This window comes from Oscillibacter acetigenes (assembly GCF_025567605.1).
Taxonomy (GTDB): Bacteria; Bacillota; Clostridia; order Oscillospirales; family Oscillospiraceae; genus Oscillibacter; species Oscillibacter welbionis.
The window spans coordinates 215,240-233,908 of record NZ_JAOQKG010000001.1 but is presented as its reverse complement, the minus strand read 5'-3'; the positions used below and the strand labels follow the sequence as shown (position 1 = coordinate 233,908).

Genomic DNA, 18,669 nt, shown 5'->3' with positions numbered 1-18,669 from the left:
TGGCGGTCACCTCCCGGCGCTGCCGGATGATGATGTTCTCCATAGGTCACGCAGCCTTGGGGAGGGTAGACGCGCTATCCTCCCGCGGAGTCAGCACAGTCTCCTCCTGCTTTGTGATACGCAGGGTGTATCCGCAGTCTTTCAGGAGACGGTACATGGCCTTGAGCCGCTTGAACTCGAAATCCTCTTCCAGGTCCAGATCCATTGGCTGGGTAACGGGCTGAGACTGAAAATCGCCGGCCCGCTCCGGCTTCGGCTGTTCCTGCTCCGTATCGGTGCTTTCCGGTGCCGGGGCCGCAACCTGGACATACGGGGCGTCTACCGGAATACGGTGGATCACGGACAACCACAAGCGGCGAAAAAAGCCCGCCACCAGGGTGCCGACGATCCCGCGCTTTTTCTCCGGAAGCGTGATAACATCATCGGCCTTGAGGGTACCGATGTTGTGCTTTGCCATGGTCAGCTTGGGGACCTCCACATACTCCGCCTCCAGATAGCAGGACACAGTTGCGGAGCCGGACAGGACGATCTCAGCGGCGCACACACGCTCAGCGGCCATGGTTTCTCCATTCATCGTGGCGCACTCAATATCCATCTCCGCCACATGGCGGACGGAAACTGTGCCGGCTTTCAAAATGCCCTTGCCGGAAATGCTCCGGGCGTGCAGCGTTCCGTCCACGATCAGCGTGCCGTCATTGACGATGTTCTGGCAGTACAGGGTCTCGTAATGCAGGGTTTTCCCTTTGGGAATATACAGGTTTTTCATTGTGATCGCTCCTTTTTTATTATGCGACTTCTTTCAGCCGGACCGGTAGGACCATGGCCAGGTCGTCTTTGCCATCCGTCAGGATCATGGGAGAGTGCGGGTGCCCCATTTTCATGGTGACCGTATGCACTTTCTTTGCCTTGAACTGCTCCAGCCCCTCCAGCAGGTATTTCGGATTGAGGCCCCGCGCCTCAACGGGAGGCAGGCCGACCTTGGAGAGATAGGTGCCTCCTGGTGTTTCAAGAGAGAGTGTGCCCCCGTCAAACCGGATCGGCTTTCGGGTTTTTGCGGTGATAAAGCCGTTGAGATACCTGACTTCATCCAAAAGCTGATCCACATCAACGGGATATTCCGTACTGAACGATGTGGGAATCGCCCTTTCGACATCGAAGCCGTCATAGCCGGGTATCCGGGTGAGCACACGCAGCGTTTCGCTTTCAACCGCCGCCCACTCCTCTCCAACGGAGATCGTGCAGTCCTGATCCTTGAACATCGTAAGCTCTGCCATGACCTCCGGCGGAATGTAAAAAGGTTTTTCCACATTGACGGCGGGATCGGTGCTCATTGCCAGGCGGTAGCCGTCCACAGCGATGATCTTGTCCTTCAGAAATTCAATACAGCACTGATTTGGTCTGGCGTCATTCGAGGAAACGGCGTATTTCACCCGCTTGAACCGCTCCAGCAGTCTTTTCGGATTGACAGGGTAATGGCGGTCCAAAGGCTTCTCCTTGAGCTCGGGGAAATCGGAAGTGCGCTCCGTACTGCGTTTCAGGCTCCGTTTCCCGTCGCTGATAGAAATTTGGCCCCTCGGATCAGGGTTTGTCTCTGTGGGTTCAATCGTGTAAGTGAGCTCCAGTTCTCCGGAAAAGTATTTGCAGGCGGAGAGGATTTTCCGGGTCCCCACAAACACAAAGGAGAAAGAGTCCCCGACTGCGGGAATTGTACTCATACACCACTGGTCTAAATTGGTGCAGGTCAGGACACAGTGCCCATCCTCAAAGCGGACCTGTGCTTCCTCCAAAATAGGAAGGCGGGAACGCTTGGCGGCAAAGCGCAGCACATTACCCAATGCTTCGTGGAAGTGTGCGGCGTCAACATAGGCATGGAAGGTACTCATGCGGCTTTCCTCCTCGTTGGCTGTTTTTGAAAAGATCGGATGTTCACCGATTTGGTAGAGAAGGTGGTCTGCTGTACGGTGTTGCAGCCGATGACCAGAATGTTGTAGATCATAGTGACCACGGCAGTGGCGGCCATCAGGTTTGCCACGATGGTCTGCGGGGCGGAGACCGACGCCTCCGCACAGGAGACCTCCGTGGGGAACAGATCTTCCGGGGTGCTTACCTCCGGGTAAAGCATCCCCACAGGCTTGTAGACGGTTTTACCGGCTCTGCGGATGCCGCAGACAATTTGGCCGGTGTATTCTCCATTCCCGGAGTCAATGTAGACCAGGTCCCGCGCTCTGAGGAATACCTCGTGACAAAGTTTACGAGACTTGTTGTTATCCACGGCTCCGATCAAAATGACCAGTTCCGAGTTGGTGACCCATCTGCCCGTGTTTGGCTCAGACCCATACACATAGTGGCGAAATACTTCGGGCCTAAGCAGTTCTTCCAGTTGTCCGGCATCCTCGATAAAACGGGGAATATACGAGGTTTCAAGGCCGAACACATCGGAATATCGCTCTGCGATTACCCTGGCCTTGTTTTCGCCAAGGTCAGCCTCTGTGAAATTCTGGCGCACCAGATTTTTAGGCTCCACTTTATCACCGTCGCAGATGATAAATTTCACCGGACGCTCCAACGCATATAAGAGCCGGTAAAGGTGCGGCGCAATGTGGGCTCCGGTCCCGCCGGCGCCCAGCATGACGATCTTTACAGGCCGTTTTTTTGAGAAGTTCATGCGGCCACCCCAAAAGCGCCCTCTGCATCCGTGCAGATCTGTGTCAGCCATTCCGGGGGAAAGTGCCCTACCGGGGGCATCTCCAGGACCTGCTCGGGGGCAATCTCCAGGAAGCGCCCGCCGTTGCTGATGCGCACCGTGATCTCCGGGAAGTAACGGTCCAGCCGGCCGACTACCATATAGACCCGGGTTGCCCTTTCGTCATGGTCATCCGTCTTGGAAAATACCGCGGGCATCCGGTTGTGGGAGTGCAGGTCAGCGTAGTGGATATAGCGGTCGCTGGTCATCAGCTCTTCATCGTCCAGAAGGGCGTCAACAGAAACTCCGCTCACGATCTGCTTCGGGACGCGGATAAAGTACCGCTGCTCCTGCTTATCCCAGTAGAAATGCACCAGGGCCTCCGCCGGTTGCCGCCCCTTTCCCTTGCGCATCATCGTGCGGAACAGGCCTATGGCCTGCTCCATCAGCGAATAGGGAATGCGGGGCAGGGACGGGTGGAAACCCGGCCGGATCTCATCCAGCACGGTGATGTTTTCAGCGGGGGTGACAAACTCCCCCGCGCCTGTAATACGGCGCTCATAGACCTTTCCATCCCGCCCGGGGATAAAGGTGATGGTTTTAGGCGAGGCCTGGGCCTCCGACAGATACAAAAAAGCGCCCTTATATGCACTGGCATCTCCCTTTTTCTGCATACTGATTGAGGGTTTGACCAGGCACTTGGGGTGCTTGTCGGTTGCCTTCTTCAAAGCGTTGATAAATTCCTTGGAGGTTTCGATCTCGCGCTTGATTTGGCCGATTTTGGTTTTCTTGGGGAGAACGATCTCCTTGACGATCTTGCCGTAAACGACTTTCCAGCTCAGGCTCTGCGCTTCGTCAAACTCCGGAAAGTCCGTCAGCTTGGAGAGGCGGAGTTCATCGAATGTCTGCTCGGTGTCTTCGATGGGCGCTTCCGATCCATTGTAGGAGAACACCGGAAGCTGGGCGAAGATGGGTTCGGCCACTTTTGGGGCGGTCTTTTCTTCTTGACGCTCCATAGCGGCAAGAAGGGGATTGTCCTCCGCTTCCTCCGGCTTATCAGAGGCATGGTCCTCCTCACTTTTCGGCGCGGGAGGTGATTTTGGCTGTGGATCTTGAGGGGCCGGAGATTTGGAAATCTCATGGGACTCATCCTCTTCCACGGTCTCGTGATTCTGGTCGGTTTCGTCTTTCTCTTCCGGGATTGAGTCATCTGCCTGCACAGCGCCGGCGCCTTCTGCCGGAGGCTGTTCTGTCGCTTCTCCGCCCGCGAGCAGATCAGCAAATGGGTTTTGGGTGTTGCTGCCGGTCAATTCAGTGAAGCCACTCAGGTCGAATGGGTTGTCACCGCTTGCGTCGGCTGTCCCTCCGGGGAAAGTAAACAGGTTTTCATTCATGGTCGTTTGCTCCTTTCTGTGTTTAGTGCACAAAAAAGCCGCAGCCGCCCCTTGAATGGGGTAACTGCGGTTTTTGTGCGTGGTCGGTCCGGTATTTAGGTTCTGGCAAGTCTCCGCTTGGGGCGCATTGGCCCCTCACGGGTAAAAATCTGACCTACAAAATCTGACCTAAATACAAGTAGAGCATACCACCTTTTTCATCTCTTGAACAGTTGCGCTTTTTGCCAGGATGTGCCACAAATAAACCAACGGAGCTATAATTGCCATCCCGTGGCGGCGGTTCGCAGGGTTAAAAACCTTTGGTAAATTCCCTCCTTTTGCAGCAACTCATGATGTGTTCCCCTCTGAACAATCCGTCCCTGGTCTATTACAATAATCTGGTCGGCGTTTCGGACGGTGCTCAGGCGGTGGGCAATCGAGATCAAGGTCTTATCCTTTGTCAACTCCTGGATGGCAGATAAAAGCGCCTGTTCATTCTCCGGGTCCACGCTGGAGGTCGCTTCGTCCAGAATGATGATGGGAGCATCTTTCAAAATGGCCCTGGCGATGGAAATACGCTGCTTTTCTCCGCCGGAGAGGGTGGAGCCGCCCTCTCCGATGATTGTGTCGTACCCATCAGGGAGAGATAGAATGAAGTCATGGCAGCAGGCCCGTTTTGCGGCCGCTATCACCTGCTCACGGGTGGCTTCCGGCCGGCCAAACCGGATGTTGTTTTCCACAGAGTCGTGAAAAAGGTACACATTCTGAAAGACCATGCTGATGTATTCCAGCACACTGTCCGCAGTATAATCCCTCACATTTTTCCCGCCAATCCGAACGGTCCCTTCCTGCACATCCCAAAAGCGGGCAATCAGATTGCAGAGTGTAGTCTTGCCGCTGCCGGAGGGCCCTACAATCGCGCAGGTGGTGTGCTCCGGGATTTCCAGTGAAATATCATGGATCACCTGGCGGCCCCCATAGCCAAATGAGATATGCTCCAGAGAAATATCATAGTGGGACACAACCAGTTTCTCCGAGCTGGTATCCATCTTTGGAATGTCGGTGACCTCCTCCAGCCGGTCCAGTTCCGTATTGATCTTTTTACTCAGAAAGGCGCTGTTGCCCATCGTCTCCAAATCGGAATAGACTGTGAAAGCGCAGAACAGGAAAGTCAGGCAATAAGGCCGGCTGATCTGCCCCGCCAGATACAGCAGAGCCGCCGCCGCAATCAGCACACAGCTCATGAGCTTAAAGGTCAGCCCATAGAAACGGAGGACGCCAGCTGTAGCCTTTTCCTGGCCGTAGTCCGCATCCCATTTTTTCTGGAACGCAGCGCGGACTTCCACCTGTCCCTCCTCGCCTTTGGAAAAAGAACGCAGCACCGAAATGCCCCGTATGTATTCCATCACCTTACCGACCAGATGCTCCTGGGCCTCCTGGTAAATGGGGGCATATTGGGCGGCGCGAAGCCGCACCCAACGCAGGACCAGCATCCCAAGTGCCAGCCCCACAAGGCTCAATCCCGCAATCACCGGGCTGAAAAAGAACATCATCACGGACATCAGTACAGCCATAGCCACACCGCTGGTCATCTGCTCAATCGCCAGCATGGAGTACCCCTCCAGATCAGCAATCGTGGTGGTGAGCATGGCCTGAATGGTGCCCAGATTTTGTTCTGAGAAATATCCCATGGGCGCCTGCTTCAGCCGTTCCCCAATCTCCAGACGGTAATCCCGGAAAATGTCATAGCCGGACCCGCTCATGGTACGGTCATACATCCACTGGAAAAAGAAGCGGCCCAGCACACTGCCCAGAATTACGCCAAAAGCCTGCCCGATGATGGCCGGGGAGAGTCCATCCAGATGGAGCAGAATCCAGAATACACCGAACATCATAAAACCGTTGAAGAAGGATTTCAGAATGTTGCAGACGATGCCTGCCACAATTTTTCTCCGGCTGTTTCCCGCAATCTTAAAGACACGGCAAATCATTTCAAACATCTTCTGCGCCTCCTTCCGTAGAGCCTGTGTAGTCCTGCCACATCTTTCGGTAAAGGGGGCAGCTCTGCAGAAGCTCCTCCTGGATGCCCCGGCCCACAATCTCACCGTTGGCAACAACCAATATCTGGTCGGCATTGCGGATTGTATTCAGCCGGTGGGCCACGACAATCAGAGACTTTCCCACCACCAGCTTGCTGATAGCCTGCTGGATCAGCGCCTCGTTCTCAGGGTCTGCATAAGCGGTCGCCTCGTCCAAAATAATGACGGACGCCTGCTTGAGCATGGCCCGCGCAATGGTGATGCGCTGCCGCTCTCCGCCGGAGAGGCGGGCCCCGGCATCGCCGGCCATGGTATCATAACCCTGCTCTAACTGCATGATAAAGTCGTGGCAGTTGGCGGCCTTGGCCGCAGCCTCTACTTCCTCGTCGCTGGCATCTGGATTTCCCATGCGGATGTTTTCCCGAATGGATTTGTCAAAGAGAAAATTGTCCTGGGCTACATAGCTGATTTCACCCATGAGCTGTCCAAATGGGATGCTACGAATATCCTGCCCGCCAAAGTGGACCGTACCGGAGGTTACATCCCAAAAACCGGCCATCAGCTTGGCAATCGTAGACTTCCCGGAGCCGGATGGACCAACTATGGCGGTCATGGTACCGGGCTGTGTCTGGAATGAGATACCGTGGAGAATTTCGGCTTCGTTATAAGCAAAATGGACATCCTCAAATTGATAACACCGCTCCCCAAGCTCTGCGGGCTCTGTGGGGCGGACAAGTTCCGGTGTTTTCAAAAAGGCGGTGACCTGTTCCAGATTGCCCTTAATCATGCTGACCTGCTCCATGGCTTCGGATACCTTCATCAGAGGCGCAATGAACCCCAGAGGCACCACCAAGGCCACCAGAAAGACATGGAGGGAAAGACTTCCCTCCATGTAGAGCCACGCTCCCACTGGAAGGGTCCCCAGAAGCGTAGAAGGGAGGACCGCCCGGGCCGCCGCGTTCCAAAGCCAGCACTGGCTCCACCATGCCATGGTGGAATCGTGGAAATAGCGGACAGAATCAGCATACTTTCCATAGGAAGCTGCGGACCGGTTGAACGCCTTAATGACCTGAATGCCGTTGACATACTCCACCAGAGCACTGTTCATCTCGTTGGCAGAGCGCATATAGTTCTCCATGCGGGGCCCATATCCCCGCATCATGGCGGCAAAAAAGAGGGTGCCCAGCGGAATTGTCACCAGTGCGGCCAGCCCCATCCGCCAGTCCAGCAGAAAAATCAGAAGAATACTGCATAGGGGCGCGGCGATGTTAGAGGGCAGTTCCGGCATGAAATGGGCCATGGAGTCCTCCAGCTTCGCCACATTGTCCACAATCAGATTTTTGAAAGCTCCTGTGGGCGTTTCCAGCATGACGCCCATGGGGATCTTCGCCATCCGACCTGTAATGGCCTCCCGGATATTTTTCAGTATGGTAAAGGAAATTTTGTGGGACATCAGGGAGGACCGCCAGGTAAGCAGCATTTTTATGATCTGGCAAACTGCGGCGCCTCCGCAGAGAAACAATACCAGCTTGGGCGTTGCAGTCCCCCGGTACAAGGCGTCCGCGAGGACAGCCACCATTAAAAACGGGCCTATGCCAAACAGTTCTCCCAAGACAGCCAGGAAGATGGAGAGGAGCATTTTACCGTTGTTTTCTCCCACGAAAGCAAAGAGCTGCCGAATCGTTCCCGGTTCTTTCGACTTCATAACCAGCCTCCTTTCAGGCCACAAAAAATGCAAGGAGGGTATTGCAATTTCAAGGGTCCTGTGCTAAAATTTGAATTACGATGTAATATTACAGTGTAATTTTAGTATAGGACGGAGGGACAGCGAATGTCAAGAGACTTTCAGCAGACACACGAAAATCTTTTGTTCTGCGCCCAAAAACACTTTCTGGAATACGGTTTTGAGCGGGCCAGCATCCGGGAGATCTGCAAGGACGCCCATGTGACCAATGGAGCTTTTTATAACCACTTTGACGATAAGGAAGCCCTGTTCGGCGCGCTGGTGGAGTCTGTTGTCCAGGAGGTCAAGGCCATCTATGAGGCGTCAGTAAATGAGCACATGGAACTGGCAAAGACGGATGACTTGAAATCCCTCTGGAAACTGTCGGAGGAAACGCTGTCGGTCATTATCGAATACATCTATGAGCATTTTGATGTATTCCGGCTGCTTCTCATGCGGGCGGAGGGCACGCGGTATTCCTCCTTTTTGGATGATGTTGTCTGTCTGGAAACCCGGGTCACGCTGAAGTTCTTTGCGGAATTGAAATCTCGGGGCTTCCAGGTCCGCGAATTGGCGGAAGAGGAGTGGCATATTCTGCTCCATGCGTATTTTGCATCTCTGGCTGAAGTGGTCATGCACAACTTCCCCAAGGAGGCCGCGCTGAAATATGTTCATACGCTTGTCTCTTTTTTCAACTCCGGATGGCAGACAGTTTTGGGGATCTGATCCCCAAAATTTTTGCGCAATAGTTAGCATCTACTAACCAAATGATGTGGAGGTGAAACCGCAGCGTCCCCTTTGCACGGGGTTTTGCAACACTTAATTCTTTTCAGAAAGGACATATTAAAAATGGAAAACACAAAGAAGCTCACAGGTAAAGACCTAATCAATGTCGGCATTTACACAGCCATGACCCTCGTTATTTTCTTTGTTGTCGGCCTGCTTACTGCGCTGCCGGTGGTTTACCCGTTCCTGTTCATAATTTGGCCTATCGTCTGCGGCATTCCTATGATGCTCTACTATACCAAGATTCAGAAGTTTGGTATGCTGACCATCACAGGTATCATCGGCGGCATCTTTTTCTATCTGATCGGCTATGGCTGGATCGGCCTGCTCGGCTGGGTACTCGGTGGCATTCTAAGCGATGTCGTGCTCAAAATCGGCGGCTATCAGAAATTCAAGGCCACTGTTCTGAGCTATGCCTGCTTTTGCCTTGGCATCATGGGCTGCCCCGCCAATCTCTGGTTTGCCGGCGAAGCGTATTGGGAAAACATCCACACCTCCATGGGCGATCAGTACGCAAACACTTTACAATCCCTGATGCCCTCCTGGATGCTGTATGTGGGCTTTGCGCTGCTGTTTGTGGGCGGTATTTTGGGTGCGCTGCTGGGTCATAAAATGCTGAAAAAACACTTTGAGAGAGCTGGAATTGTGTAATGGAGCAGTTTCAAGCGGTTGTTGAAAACAGAACAGGCTTTTGCTTGGACCCACGAACCAAGCTGCTGCTGATGGCCGTTGTCGCTACCGCGGAATTTCTATACAGCCACACCGCCTTTATGATCGCGGTGGCGATGATTCCCTTCGTCCTGTTGTTGACTAACCGGCAGTATAAGACGGCAACGGTGTTCTTCTGCCTGTTCGCGGCGGGGCTGTTTGTACAGGCCATCCAGAACTCCGTCCAGTTTCCCATGATCGTCAATATGCTGGTAGTCCTGTTGGTGGGACTGGTCCTGCGGCTCTTTCCGGCCTTTGTGATGGGGGCCTACATCATCAAATCCACCACGGCCAGCGAGTGCATTACCGCGCTGGGCCGGATGCACATTGGGCGGCAGATCACCATTCCGCTCTCCGTCCTGTTTCGCTTTATCCCTACCATGCAGGAGGAGTCGGCCGCCATCAAGGACGCCATGCGGATGCGGGAGGTCCAGTTCGGGACAAAGAAATTCTGGCAAAACCCCGCCGCCCTGATTGAATACCGTTTTATTCCCCTGATGATCTCGGTGGTCAAAATCGGGGATGATCTCTCCGCGGCGGCCCTGACCCGCGGCTTGGATAACCCGGTCCGGCGCACCAATATCACAAAGGTCGGTTTTACTGGCTGGGATCTGCTGGCGGTGCTGATTGCCGGAGCCGCACTGCTCTCCACATACTTTTTCAGTCCGTGGTAAGGAGGTGATACCGTGATCGAATTGAAAGATGTTTCCTTTACTTATGAGAGCGGAGAAACCCAAAATAACCTGAACCATATCAATCTGACAATCCAGGATGGCGAAACCATCCTGCTCTGCGGAGAGTCCGGCTGCGGCAAGACGACGCTGACCCGGCTGGTCAACGGTCTGATCCCGCATTATTACGGCGGGAAGCTGACCGGGCAAGTCCTTTTAGACGGGAAAGAGTTAAAAGACTATCCTCTTTATCAAATCGGGCAACGGGTGGGGTCTGTATTCCAAAACCCAAGGACTCAATTCTACAATGTAGATACGACCAGCCAGATCGTTTTTGGTTGTGAAAACATGGCCCTGCCAGTCCCGGAGATGCGGGAGCGCCTGGAAGAGACTGCCCACAGCCTCAAGCTGGAAAAGCTGCTGAATCGGAGCTTGTTTGCTCTGTCCGGCGGAGAAAAACAGAAAATCGCCTGTGCCTCTGCCGACGCAATCCACCCGGACATCTTTGTACTGGACGAGCCATCCTCCAACCTGGATATTGCCACTATCGAAGATTTGATTGGTGTGATTCGGCACTGGCAGTCCGAGAAAAAGACTGTGATTGTCGCGGAACACCGGCTTTATTATCTCGTTCCCTACGCAGATCGAATTCTTTATATGAAGCACGGAAGTATTGTACGGGAATTTACCGGGACGGAGTTTCAAAAATTATCGCCCGATGAATTGCAGGGGATGGGGCTGCGGGCACTGGACCCATTCCACCTGCCCCCAGAGGCCGCCCCCAAACCGGCCGCTCCGAAATTACATATCAAGGGGTTCCAGTTCTCCTATGAAAAGCACGGCCCCCTCAATGTGGATATTCCAGACCTGACCCTGCCTCAAGGCGAGATCATTGGCATCATCGGAAACAACGGCGCGGGAAAATCTACCTTTGCCCGGTGTCTGTGCGGTCTGGATAAAAAAGCAAAAGGTGTGCTTGAAATGGATGGGACCCCCTATGACGCGAAGCAACGCAGGCATATCTCCTATATGGTAATGCAGGATGTAAACCACCAGCTATTTACGGAAGATGTGCTGGACGAATTGCTGCTCAGTATGGGCGGTGAGGACGAGAAAGCTGACACGGCCCGCGCCAAGGAGATACTGAACAGCCTGGACCTGTTGGACAAAGTAAAGCTGCACCCCATGTCCCTGTCCGGCGGTGAAAAACAGAGGGTGGCGATTGGCAGTGCAATAGCCTCGGACAAAAAGATCCTGATATTTGACGAGCCTACCAGTGGATTGGATTACCGGCATATGCTGGAGGTGTCGGACAACTTAAACCGCTTGAAAGAGATGGGAAAGAGCCTGTTTCTGATCACGCATGACCCGGAACTCATTTATAAATGCTGCACCTACCTGTTGTTCATTCAGGGGAGCAAGGTGCTGTGGCATCGGCCAATGGATGGGGAAGCTGTGAAGCTCTTGCGGGCTTTCTTCTCCCACGAGCAAGAAACAGGTGCGGTCAATGCCTCCTGATAAAAAACTGCACGCTTCCGGCGAGGATTATTTGGAGGCCGTGCTGGTGCTCCAAAAGGAAAAAGGAATGGTACGCTCCGTGGGTGTGGCCCGGTATATGGAGGTGTCCAAGCCCAGCGTGTGCCATGCGGTGGCAACACTAAAGGACGGTGGCTTCCTCACCATGGACGAGGACTTTTCCCTGCGCTTGACCGATATAGGCCGAGAGGTGGCTGAGCAGACCTATGAGAAGCACTGTTTTTTCACCCGCCGGCTTATCGCGGCTGGTGTCGATCCCCAGACTGCGGAACGGGAGGCTTGCCGGATGGAGCACACCATCAGCCAGCGGTCCTTTGAATTGTTAAAAGGGGCGGTGGAGCCGGAATGACCGGTAAGCAGTCAGAAGAAAGGGAGGACCCCGCGTGGGGAAATTGCTGATTTTATCCGTCACCAATGGCGAGGAACAAATTCTGGATAGGATCAAGGACTTCCTGGCGGAAGAGCCTGGAATCGAGGTCGTGGAGCCGCCCGCCGCAAAGCACACCCTCACCATTCCCGGCCTGGAGCTGCACCTGCGCAAGCAGACGGTAAAGTGGCAGGGCCAGCCTCTCCACCTTACGCACCTGGAGTTCTTCACGCTGGCTTATCTGGCCCGGCACCCCGGCTGGATTTTTACACAGGAGCAGATTTACGAGGCCGTATGGCACGAGTTCCCGGAGGACTGCGGCGCGGCCGTGGTCAACATCATCAGCCAGCTCCGCCGGAAGATGGGACCGGGAAACCCGATCCGTACCGTCCCCCACAGCGGCTACAAGTTCGAGCTGCCTTCTGCGGATTAGGTGCGCGGGAAAGAGTAAGTTCAACAATCTATGCAGATTGATTGCCATTTACCTGAAAGAAAATGAGCAGAGGGTACGGGCTTGTAAGTATCATTTATTTCTGTTATCATGTCAGTGTGAACAAATAGGGATCGCCGTAATTCCGGCGGTCCCTATTCCTATGTCCACGGGCTATCGTTTCGTTAGAATAATTGCCCAAAACTTGGAAATAATGATTGCAAGGCGGTGAGGTCATGGCAGAAAAACATCAGGTTGATAAAAGCATCGACGAACTGGTTGATATTCGTGATGTAAAGCTGGATAGCAGCTTGGGACAAGCGGAACGCATCCAGTCATTTCTTCAGCAAATCAAAAATCCCTACTGCTTCAGAGTGGGAGATGTTGTTGTCAATGTGGCCTATACAGAGGGTGGTCCAACCCTAAACGACTGCTTTGCTGATATGCTGTCGCTCCTGTGAGGATTTACCTGAAAATGCGGCTGGACTTTTTTGACCCGCTGTGGTAAACTGAGCATGGACAAAATCAGTGAAACTCCAGTCGTCATGATGGCCTGGCCGTCAATATCTCGACAGGAGCGGTAGCTATGCTAAATGCAGATATGATTTATGAAGCCGCCGACTACCTTAGACTTTCTAAGGAAGATGGCGACTTTTCTTTATCCAATGATAAGCTGGAGAGCGACAGTATTTCCAGCCAACGGGCTATAATCGAACGATTTGTCGCTCAAAATCCGAATATCAAGCTGGTAGCGGAGTTTTGTGATGACGGTTATACCGGAACAAATTTTGATCGTCCGGACTTCCAGAGAATGATGGAAGCTGTTAAGGCCGGTAAAATCAACTGTGTTATCGTGAAAGACCTTTCTCGGTTTGGTCGTGACTACATTGACGCAGGAAAATACATTGAGAAGATTTTTCCTCAGCTCGGTGTACGCTTTATCGCAGTCAACGACAACTACGACAGCTTAAATCATTCCACCGGGGACAGCCTTGTTCTGCCCGTAAAAAATTTCCTGAATGACTCATACAGCAGAGACATCTCCATCAAGGTGCGGAGTAGTTTTGAAAGCCGTCGCCAAGACGGCGAGTTCATTGCCAATTATACAGCTTACGGTTATCTGCGCGACCCGGAAAATAAAAATAAGCTGGTTATAGACGAGGTGGCCGGTGAATATGTGCGCGAGATCTTTCAGTGGAAGATTGAGGGCATGAGCCCTGTCACCATTGCTGAGAAGCTGAACGGCCGCGGGGTCCTGCCACCGTCAGAGTATAAACGCTCCATTGGGATCAAATACAAAACCGCCTTTCAGACCAGTAGCCGGAGCAAATGGAGTCCGAAAGCGGTGATCCGTATTCTGACCAACGAGCTCTACACGGGTGTTCTGATCCAAGGCCGCCGCACAACTCCAAACTATAAAGTAAAAAAAGTTATCATCAAGGACAAGAGTGAGTGGAGCCGTATCGAGAACGCTCATGAGGCGATTATCCCAGCCCGGGAGTTCCAATTAGTGCAGCGGCTGATGCAGGAGGATGGCCGTCGGGCACCAGGCTCCGATACGGTATATCCTCTGTCCGGGCGTGTCTTCTGCGGGACTTGCGGCGCACTGGCAAAGCGGAAATCCGTCTCTTATAACGGGAAAAAATATGCCTACTACGCCTGTCCCACAGCGAAAAAAACGGGAGGATGTGAGGGGCGGAACATTTCGGAGCGAGAGCTGGAAACGGCTGTCCTTACTACACTTCAATCTGAGATCAAACTGATTTTGGATGTAGACCGGGCTCTGGGGCAGGTTGAAGCATTGGCCTGGGAGCGTCGGGAGATTATGCGTCTGGAAGCGGCTATTTCTGCACAGGAAGCTGAAATTGCCAAATATAGAACGCTGAAAACCAGCGTTTACGAGGATCTTCGAGACGGGCTGATCACCCAAGATGAGTTTCTACACATGAAGCAGGACTTTTCTGAAAGGATTTCTTTCATCGAAGATGATATTTCGGGTTTGAAAACAGAGCTGGATGCCGTCCGAGCTGGTCTTGTCAACCAGACGGGGTGGCTGGCTCAATTCCGTCAATATCGAAATCTTGCCAAGCTCACTCGCACGGTGGTCGTCAATCTGATTGACAAAATCCACATTTATCCCGATAAAAAGATTACCGTCACCTTGCTTTGCAAGGACCAACTGACCGATGTGATTGCGTTCCTGCGGGAACAGGTGCAGACACAGCACGCCGCTGAAAAGGAGGCGGGTTGAGCATGGCCAGGAAGAAAAGAGTCCACGCATCCCCCATGCGCCCGGAGATCCAAGGGGCTTTATGGGTCGCCGGGCTTTATGGCCGCCTATCCGTGCTGGACAACGGCAAAGTGGATGGGGAGCCGATTGAAAGCCAGATCGCCATCATAGAGCAGTATGTCGCCGGTCATCCGGAATTGAAGATCGTAGAGCGGTATATCGACAACGGTTATACTGGGACAAATTTTGATCGTCCGAACTGGGAGCGAATGATGGCGGATGTTAAGTCCGGGCGGATTAACTGCATTATCGTCAAGGACCTTTCCCGCTTGGGCCGCAACTATATTGAGACGGGCCGTTTTTTGGAACGGATTTGTCCAAAGCTGGGTATCCGCTTCATCTCGGTGAACGATAACTATGATACGGCGGAGATCAAATCACAGGACGAATTTGCCGCGTCTCTGAAAAATATCGTAAATGACTACTATGCAAAAGATATTTCCCTGAAATCTGGCAGCGCCTTAAAAGCCAAACGGCAAAGAGGAGAATATATCGGTAGCTATGCCCCTCACGGCTATCTGAAAGACCCCTCAAACAAAAACCACCTGATTATCAACCCTGAAACCGCGCCGGTCATCCAGCAGATTTATCAATGGCGCGCCGAAGGGCTCGGATACGGGACAATCACACGAATGCTCAATGAGCGTGGTATTCCATCGCCGGGCCGCTATCGGTTTGAACACGGGATTGTTACCAATAACAACAAAAAAGGCAGCTCTCTTCTGTGGAATCGCCATGCACTCACCGATATTCTCCGCAACATTGTCTATATCGGACACTTGGCTCAAGGAAAATGTACGGCAAGTCTGGCCCGCGGCATACCCGTCCATCGCACACCGGAGTCTGAATGGGATATTGCCTACCATACGCATGATCCGATTATTACCGAGGAGCTTTTCAATCAGGTACAAGAAATCAACCGTTCGCGGGCAGATGCCTATAATGCCAATTATGGAGCCTGCAGCCACCTCCCCAAGGGTGATAACCCCTATCGGGAAAGACTGGTCTGTGCGGACTGCGGGACACAAATGAAGCTATATCGCAATCTAAGCAAAAACCATAAAAAGGCCTACTTCACTTATATCTGCCCCACCTACGAGGAACATCAGGAACTGCGATGCACCAAAAAGACGATACGCAGTAACGCTTTAGATGCCATGGTGTTAAAGACACTGAAAATACAGATGGAGCTCTTTTGCGATGCGCAACAAGTGCTGGAGCGGCTATCAAAGAAACAACCGAAGTTCCCTGCCCATACCGAAGAAAATGAATTGCAGCAGCTCGAACAGCAAGTTAAGCGGAAACAAGGGTATGCGACATCGCTTTATGCCGATTATCGGACGGGGCTTCTGACGCGGGAGGAATACACATTTGCCCGTGGCAAATACCAGGAAGAAGTAGCTGCCTTACAGGGGCGGATCAGCCAGCTCCAAGAGCGGCTTACCCTTACAAGCCAAGTGTCGGATTGTGCTAAAAGCTGGATGGCTCTGATTGAACAATACAAAAGTGCTGAAATCGTGTCCAGAGAATTGGTCACAGCATTTATCAGTGAGATCCGGCTGTCCGCTGACGGCTCCATCAAAGTCTCGTTCTTGTTCCAGGATGAATTATCTCGCATCCGGGCGCACTGCAAGGCTGTGGAAAGCGAGGTGGCATAGCATGACGGATACGCCTGCCGCTTACCTGCGGACTTCCCTGGAGGACTTTAACCGTGCTCATGGCCTTGCCGACCAAAGCCAGTCTATTAGCAACCAGCGGAAGGTAATTTTAGAATATGTTCAGCATAATCCAGAGTTTTCTGAAGTTCAAATCAGAGAGTTCATCGACGATGGGCTGACAGGTACCAACACGGACCGGCCGCAGTTTCAGGCGATGATCGAAGCTGCACGGCGCGGTGAGGTCAAGTGTATCATCGTCAAAGACCTTTCTCGATTTGGCAGAAACTATCTGGATGTGGGCGACTATCTGGAGCACATCTTCCCCTTTTTGGGGGTCAGGGTCATCGCGGTCAACGATGGCTATGACAGCAAACAGTATGAGGGCAAAACCGGCGGGATGGATATTGCCTTTCGCAATTTCATGTACGAAAATTACAGCCGAGATCTTTCCATCAAGGTCCGTTCCGCAATGCACTCCCGCATGAAAAAGGGGCGGTTTGTCAATCATGTTCCCTACGGTTATCAAAAAGCCCCGGGTGACAAGCATTTAATGGTGCCTGATCCAAACACAGCCCCCATTGTCCGCGAGATTTTCCAATCAATCATCAGGGGCAAAAGCACCTCTCAAATCGCAAAGGAATTGAACACCCGCGGTGTGCTTACGCCACTGGCCTATAAACAGCACCGTTTGAAGCCAGCGTGCCAAAATCGGGAGTTGATGTGGTCGCATATCACTGTGCTGAACATCTTAAAAAACGATAAATATACCGGGGTGATGACCAATCACACACGAGAGAGCCGGTATATGCGCGACAAAAACCAGCGCCGGGTCCCCCGCGAAGAATGGATCATCACCGAAAATACGCACGAAGCCCTTGTAACGAAAGAAGAATTTGACGCCGCCCACGCCATGATAAGGGAGGTAAAAAGACCCGAGCGAAAATCTCCCCCCGCCTGTGATACAGTGTTCTATTGCGGGCATTGTGGCAGGAAATTGAGGAAGTCTCATGGCCTTGATACCTATTTCGCGTGTGACACCCAGTTATACCAGGAAAACGCCACCTGCTCAAATATCCGATGGAGCAAAACAGATTTAGAGGCCGTCATGCTGCCGGTCTATAAGGCCCAGTTGTATTTGCTCGGAGAGCGGGCAAAAGAGCTGGCGCTTCAAGGCGACGGCCACCCAAATGAAAACTGGCCAGAGATGGTAGGAAAAATTGATCGTGAGATTGCCGCTTGCCAAGCGCAAAAAGTCCAATACTACGAAGCATACCGCAACGGCGACTTAGATCGGGGGGCTTTTGTAGAACAAAAGGCCGCCCTGGCCATAAGAATTGAACACCTCCAAGGCGAGCGCACGGAAATTGAACTGAAGCGCCAGGCACAACGGACACAGATTGAGGCGCGAGAGTCTGCCAAGCGGGAGCTGTCCCAATACCTTTATGCCACACATCTGGATGGGGCGCTCCTGACGGAGAGTATGTACCAAGCGATTGACCGCGTAAAAGTTTTTAGCAATGAGCGTATTGAAATCCGATGGAAGTTTGAAGACCTGTTTGCGGGACAAGGTTACCGAGAAAGGAAAGCTGTATGAGGGTCGCATTATATATACGAATTGCAAACGACAACACCGGGGATGCGATTTCGTATCAAGAGCAGGAATTGAGGCGCTGGTCAAACGAGCACGGGCATGAGGTTGTAGAGGTTTTCAAGGATAATGCCCCAGGAGTTCTTGCGGAATGTTTTGAACTTCAAAGGCTGCTCGCCCAGCTGGATGCTCACACCTTTGATGGCGTTGTCGTTCGTGGATTGAATAGGCTGGCGAGGAGCTATTACGATTTCCCACAGCTTGCTGATAAGTTTCAGAAAGCCGGAGTTAAAATCATCGTCCCCTATGATACCGACGATGCCTTTGCGGAGTGTGAGACGGGTTTCCATATTTTGAATGCGCTAAAGGCAACCTGGGAACGCGCATGAAGGTAGCGCAAAAATCAAGCAGGAAGCAGCGGTGCAGCGCACCAAAAATTTTATGTTTTACTTGACACATTAGGACGACCTGGGCCGGGTGGTAATCCCCAAGGAGATCCGGCGCACCATGCGGATCCGGGAGGGCGATCCATTGGAAATCTACACCAGCCGCGAGGGTGAGGTCATCTTCAAGAAATACTCGCTGCTGGGCGGTGTGGAGGACTTCGCCGCGGAGCTCTGCGAGACCATGAGCCGGTCCACCGGCAGCGTCTGCGCCGTCACGGACCGGGACACGGTCATCGCCGTGGCGGGCGGCAGCAAGCGGGAGCTTATGGGCAAGCGGATCACCCCGGAGCTGGAGCAGATCATGGAGAGTCGGAAAATCTACCAGTACACCGGCGAGGGCCAGCCCCTCCAGGTGACGGAGGGCATCGACA

The 18,669-nt window shown here is 52.9% G+C and carries 18 protein-coding genes; 12 read left to right on the top strand and 6 right to left on the bottom strand.

Annotated features, from left to right (window positions below; genetic code table 11):
* Positions 1-46: 46 nt before the first annotated feature.
* The 6 genes from OCV80_RS01195 to OCV80_RS01170 all read right to left on the bottom strand — a co-directional run bounded on the left by OCV80_RS01195 (position 47) and on the right by OCV80_RS01170 (position 7,800).
* Positions 47-766 (bottom strand): hypothetical protein, encoded by a 720-nt coding sequence (locus OCV80_RS01195; RefSeq protein ID WP_009259474.1) that lies wholly within the window; start codon positions 764-766, stop codon positions 47-49.
* A 19-nt stretch (positions 767-785) separates the two neighbouring features.
* Positions 786-1,883: a DNA polymerase III subunit beta gene (locus OCV80_RS01190; RefSeq protein WP_009259475.1), complete on the bottom strand. Its 1,098-nt coding sequence runs from the start codon at positions 1,881-1,883 to the stop codon at positions 786-788.
* Positions 1,880-2,665 carry a ThiF family adenylyltransferase gene (locus OCV80_RS01185; protein ID WP_009259476.1) on the bottom strand — a complete coding sequence of 262 codons (786 nt, stop codon included), beginning with the start codon at positions 2,663-2,665 and terminating at the stop codon, positions 1,880-1,882. Before OCV80_RS01185 ends, OCV80_RS01190 begins: the two co-directional genes overlap by 4 nt.
* Entirely contained in the window at positions 2,662-4,077 is a 1,416-nt protein-coding gene (locus OCV80_RS01180) for a Mov34/MPN/PAD-1 family protein (protein WP_009259477.1), read from the bottom strand. The genes OCV80_RS01185 and OCV80_RS01180 overlap by 4 nt, the downstream gene beginning before the upstream one ends.
* Before the next feature lie 254 nt (positions 4,078-4,331).
* The gene (locus OCV80_RS01175) at positions 4,332-6,056 is read right to left on the bottom strand and encodes an ABC transporter ATP-binding protein (protein WP_009259478.1); all 1,725 of its coding nucleotides are present in this window, start codon (positions 6,054-6,056) and stop codon (positions 4,332-4,334) included.
* A complete protein-coding gene (locus tag OCV80_RS01170; RefSeq protein WP_009259479.1) occupies positions 6,049-7,800 on the bottom strand; it encodes an ABC transporter ATP-binding protein in 1,752 nt (583 codons plus the stop codon). Before OCV80_RS01170 ends, OCV80_RS01175 begins: the two co-directional genes overlap by 8 nt.
* 126 nt (positions 7,801-7,926) lie before the next feature.
* Between OCV80_RS01170 and OCV80_RS01165 the strand changes: the two genes are divergently transcribed.
* From OCV80_RS01165 to OCV80_RS16440, 12 genes are all read left to right on the top strand, one after another.
* Positions 7,927-8,544 (top strand): TetR/AcrR family transcriptional regulator, encoded by a 618-nt coding sequence (locus OCV80_RS01165; protein WP_009259480.1) that lies wholly within the window; start codon positions 7,927-7,929, stop codon positions 8,542-8,544.
* Between the two features lie 123 nt (positions 8,545-8,667).
* The gene (locus OCV80_RS01160) at positions 8,668-9,255 is read left to right on the top strand and encodes an MptD family putative ECF transporter S component (protein ID WP_009259481.1); all 588 of its coding nucleotides are present in this window, start codon (positions 8,668-8,670) and stop codon (positions 9,253-9,255) included.
* A gap of 44 nt (positions 9,256-9,299) precedes the next feature.
* On the top strand, positions 9,300-9,986 hold the full coding sequence (locus tag OCV80_RS01155; RefSeq protein ID WP_226923284.1) for an energy-coupling factor transporter transmembrane component T: 687 nt from the start codon (positions 9,300-9,302) through the stop codon (positions 9,984-9,986).
* 12 nt (positions 9,987-9,998) lie between these two features.
* A complete protein-coding gene (locus tag OCV80_RS01150) occupies positions 9,999-11,501 on the top strand; it encodes an ABC transporter ATP-binding protein (protein WP_009259483.1) in 1,503 nt (500 codons plus the stop codon).
* The gene (locus OCV80_RS01145) at positions 11,491-11,868 is read left to right on the top strand and encodes a metal-dependent transcriptional regulator (RefSeq protein ID WP_080907314.1); all 378 of its coding nucleotides are present in this window, start codon (positions 11,491-11,493) and stop codon (positions 11,866-11,868) included. The genes OCV80_RS01150 and OCV80_RS01145 overlap by 11 nt, the downstream gene beginning before the upstream one ends.
* Before the next feature lie 34 nt (positions 11,869-11,902).
* Positions 11,903-12,319, top strand: coding sequence for a winged helix-turn-helix domain-containing protein (locus OCV80_RS01140; RefSeq protein WP_009259485.1), 417 nt, complete (start codon positions 11,903-11,905; stop codon positions 12,317-12,319).
* 233 nt (positions 12,320-12,552) lie between these two features.
* Positions 12,553-12,777 (top strand): DUF6870 family protein, encoded by a 225-nt coding sequence (locus OCV80_RS01135; protein WP_009259486.1) that lies wholly within the window; start codon positions 12,553-12,555, stop codon positions 12,775-12,777.
* Between the two features lie 125 nt (positions 12,778-12,902).
* Positions 12,903-14,567: a recombinase family protein gene (locus OCV80_RS01130; RefSeq protein WP_021633441.1), complete on the top strand. Its 1,665-nt coding sequence runs from the start codon at positions 12,903-12,905 to the stop codon at positions 14,565-14,567.
* Between the two features lie 2 nt (positions 14,568-14,569).
* Complete coding sequence (locus tag OCV80_RS01125; RefSeq protein ID WP_009259489.1) at positions 14,570-16,264, top strand: recombinase family protein; 1,695 nt, start codon at positions 14,570-14,572, stop codon at positions 16,262-16,264.
* 1 nt (position 16,265) lies between these two features.
* A complete protein-coding gene (locus tag OCV80_RS01120) occupies positions 16,266-17,858 on the top strand; it encodes a recombinase family protein (RefSeq protein ID WP_009259490.1) in 1,593 nt (530 codons plus the stop codon).
* Positions 17,855-18,241, top strand: coding sequence for a recombinase family protein (locus OCV80_RS01115; RefSeq protein ID WP_024723497.1), 387 nt, complete (start codon positions 17,855-17,857; stop codon positions 18,239-18,241). Before OCV80_RS01120 ends, OCV80_RS01115 begins: the two co-directional genes overlap by 4 nt.
* Before the next feature lie 118 nt (positions 18,242-18,359).
* Positions 18,360-18,669, top strand: a 310-nt coding sequence (locus OCV80_RS16440) for a stage V sporulation T C-terminal domain-containing protein (RefSeq protein ID WP_288183049.1), incomplete at its 3' end; no start/stop codon positions are given.

Excerpts from the sequence above, each read along its gene's own strand:
- OCV80_RS01175 (WP_009259478.1), bottom strand. The coding sequence starts at position 6,056 with ATGTTTGAAATGATTTGCCGTGTCTTTAAGATTGCGGGAAACAGCCGG.
- OCV80_RS01190 (WP_009259475.1), bottom strand. The coding sequence starts at position 1,883 with ATGAGTACCTTCCATGCCTATGTTGACGCCGCACACTTCCACGAAGCA.
- OCV80_RS01170 (WP_009259479.1), bottom strand. The coding sequence starts at position 7,800 with ATGAAGTCGAAAGAACCGGGAACGATTCGGCAGCTCTTTGCTTTCGTG.
- OCV80_RS01120 (WP_009259490.1), top strand. The coding sequence starts at position 16,266 with ATGACGGATACGCCTGCCGCTTACCTGCGGACTTCCCTGGAGGACTTT.
- OCV80_RS01130 (WP_021633441.1), top strand. The coding sequence starts at position 12,903 with ATGCTAAATGCAGATATGATTTATGAAGCCGCCGACTACCTTAGACTT.
- OCV80_RS01185 (WP_009259476.1), bottom strand. The coding sequence starts at position 2,665 with ATGAACTTCTCAAAAAAACGGCCTGTAAAGATCGTCATGCTGGGCGCC.
- OCV80_RS01180 (WP_009259477.1), bottom strand. The coding sequence starts at position 4,077 with ATGAATGAAAACCTGTTTACTTTCCCCGGAGGGACAGCCGACGCAAGC.
- OCV80_RS01135 (WP_009259486.1), top strand. The coding sequence starts at position 12,553 with ATGGCAGAAAAACATCAGGTTGATAAAAGCATCGACGAACTGGTTGAT.
- OCV80_RS01160 (WP_009259481.1), top strand. The coding sequence starts at position 8,668 with ATGGAAAACACAAAGAAGCTCACAGGTAAAGACCTAATCAATGTCGGC.
- OCV80_RS01125 (WP_009259489.1), top strand. The coding sequence starts at position 14,570 with ATGGCCAGGAAGAAAAGAGTCCACGCATCCCCCATGCGCCCGGAGATC.
- OCV80_RS01165 (WP_009259480.1), top strand. The coding sequence starts at position 7,927 with ATGTCAAGAGACTTTCAGCAGACACACGAAAATCTTTTGTTCTGCGCC.
- OCV80_RS01145 (WP_080907314.1), top strand. The coding sequence starts at position 11,491 with ATGCCTCCTGATAAAAAACTGCACGCTTCCGGCGAGGATTATTTGGAG.
- OCV80_RS01195 (WP_009259474.1), bottom strand. The coding sequence starts at position 766 with ATGAAAAACCTGTATATTCCCAAAGGGAAAACCCTGCATTACGAGACC.
- OCV80_RS01115 (WP_024723497.1), top strand. The coding sequence starts at position 17,855 with ATGAGGGTCGCATTATATATACGAATTGCAAACGACAACACCGGGGAT.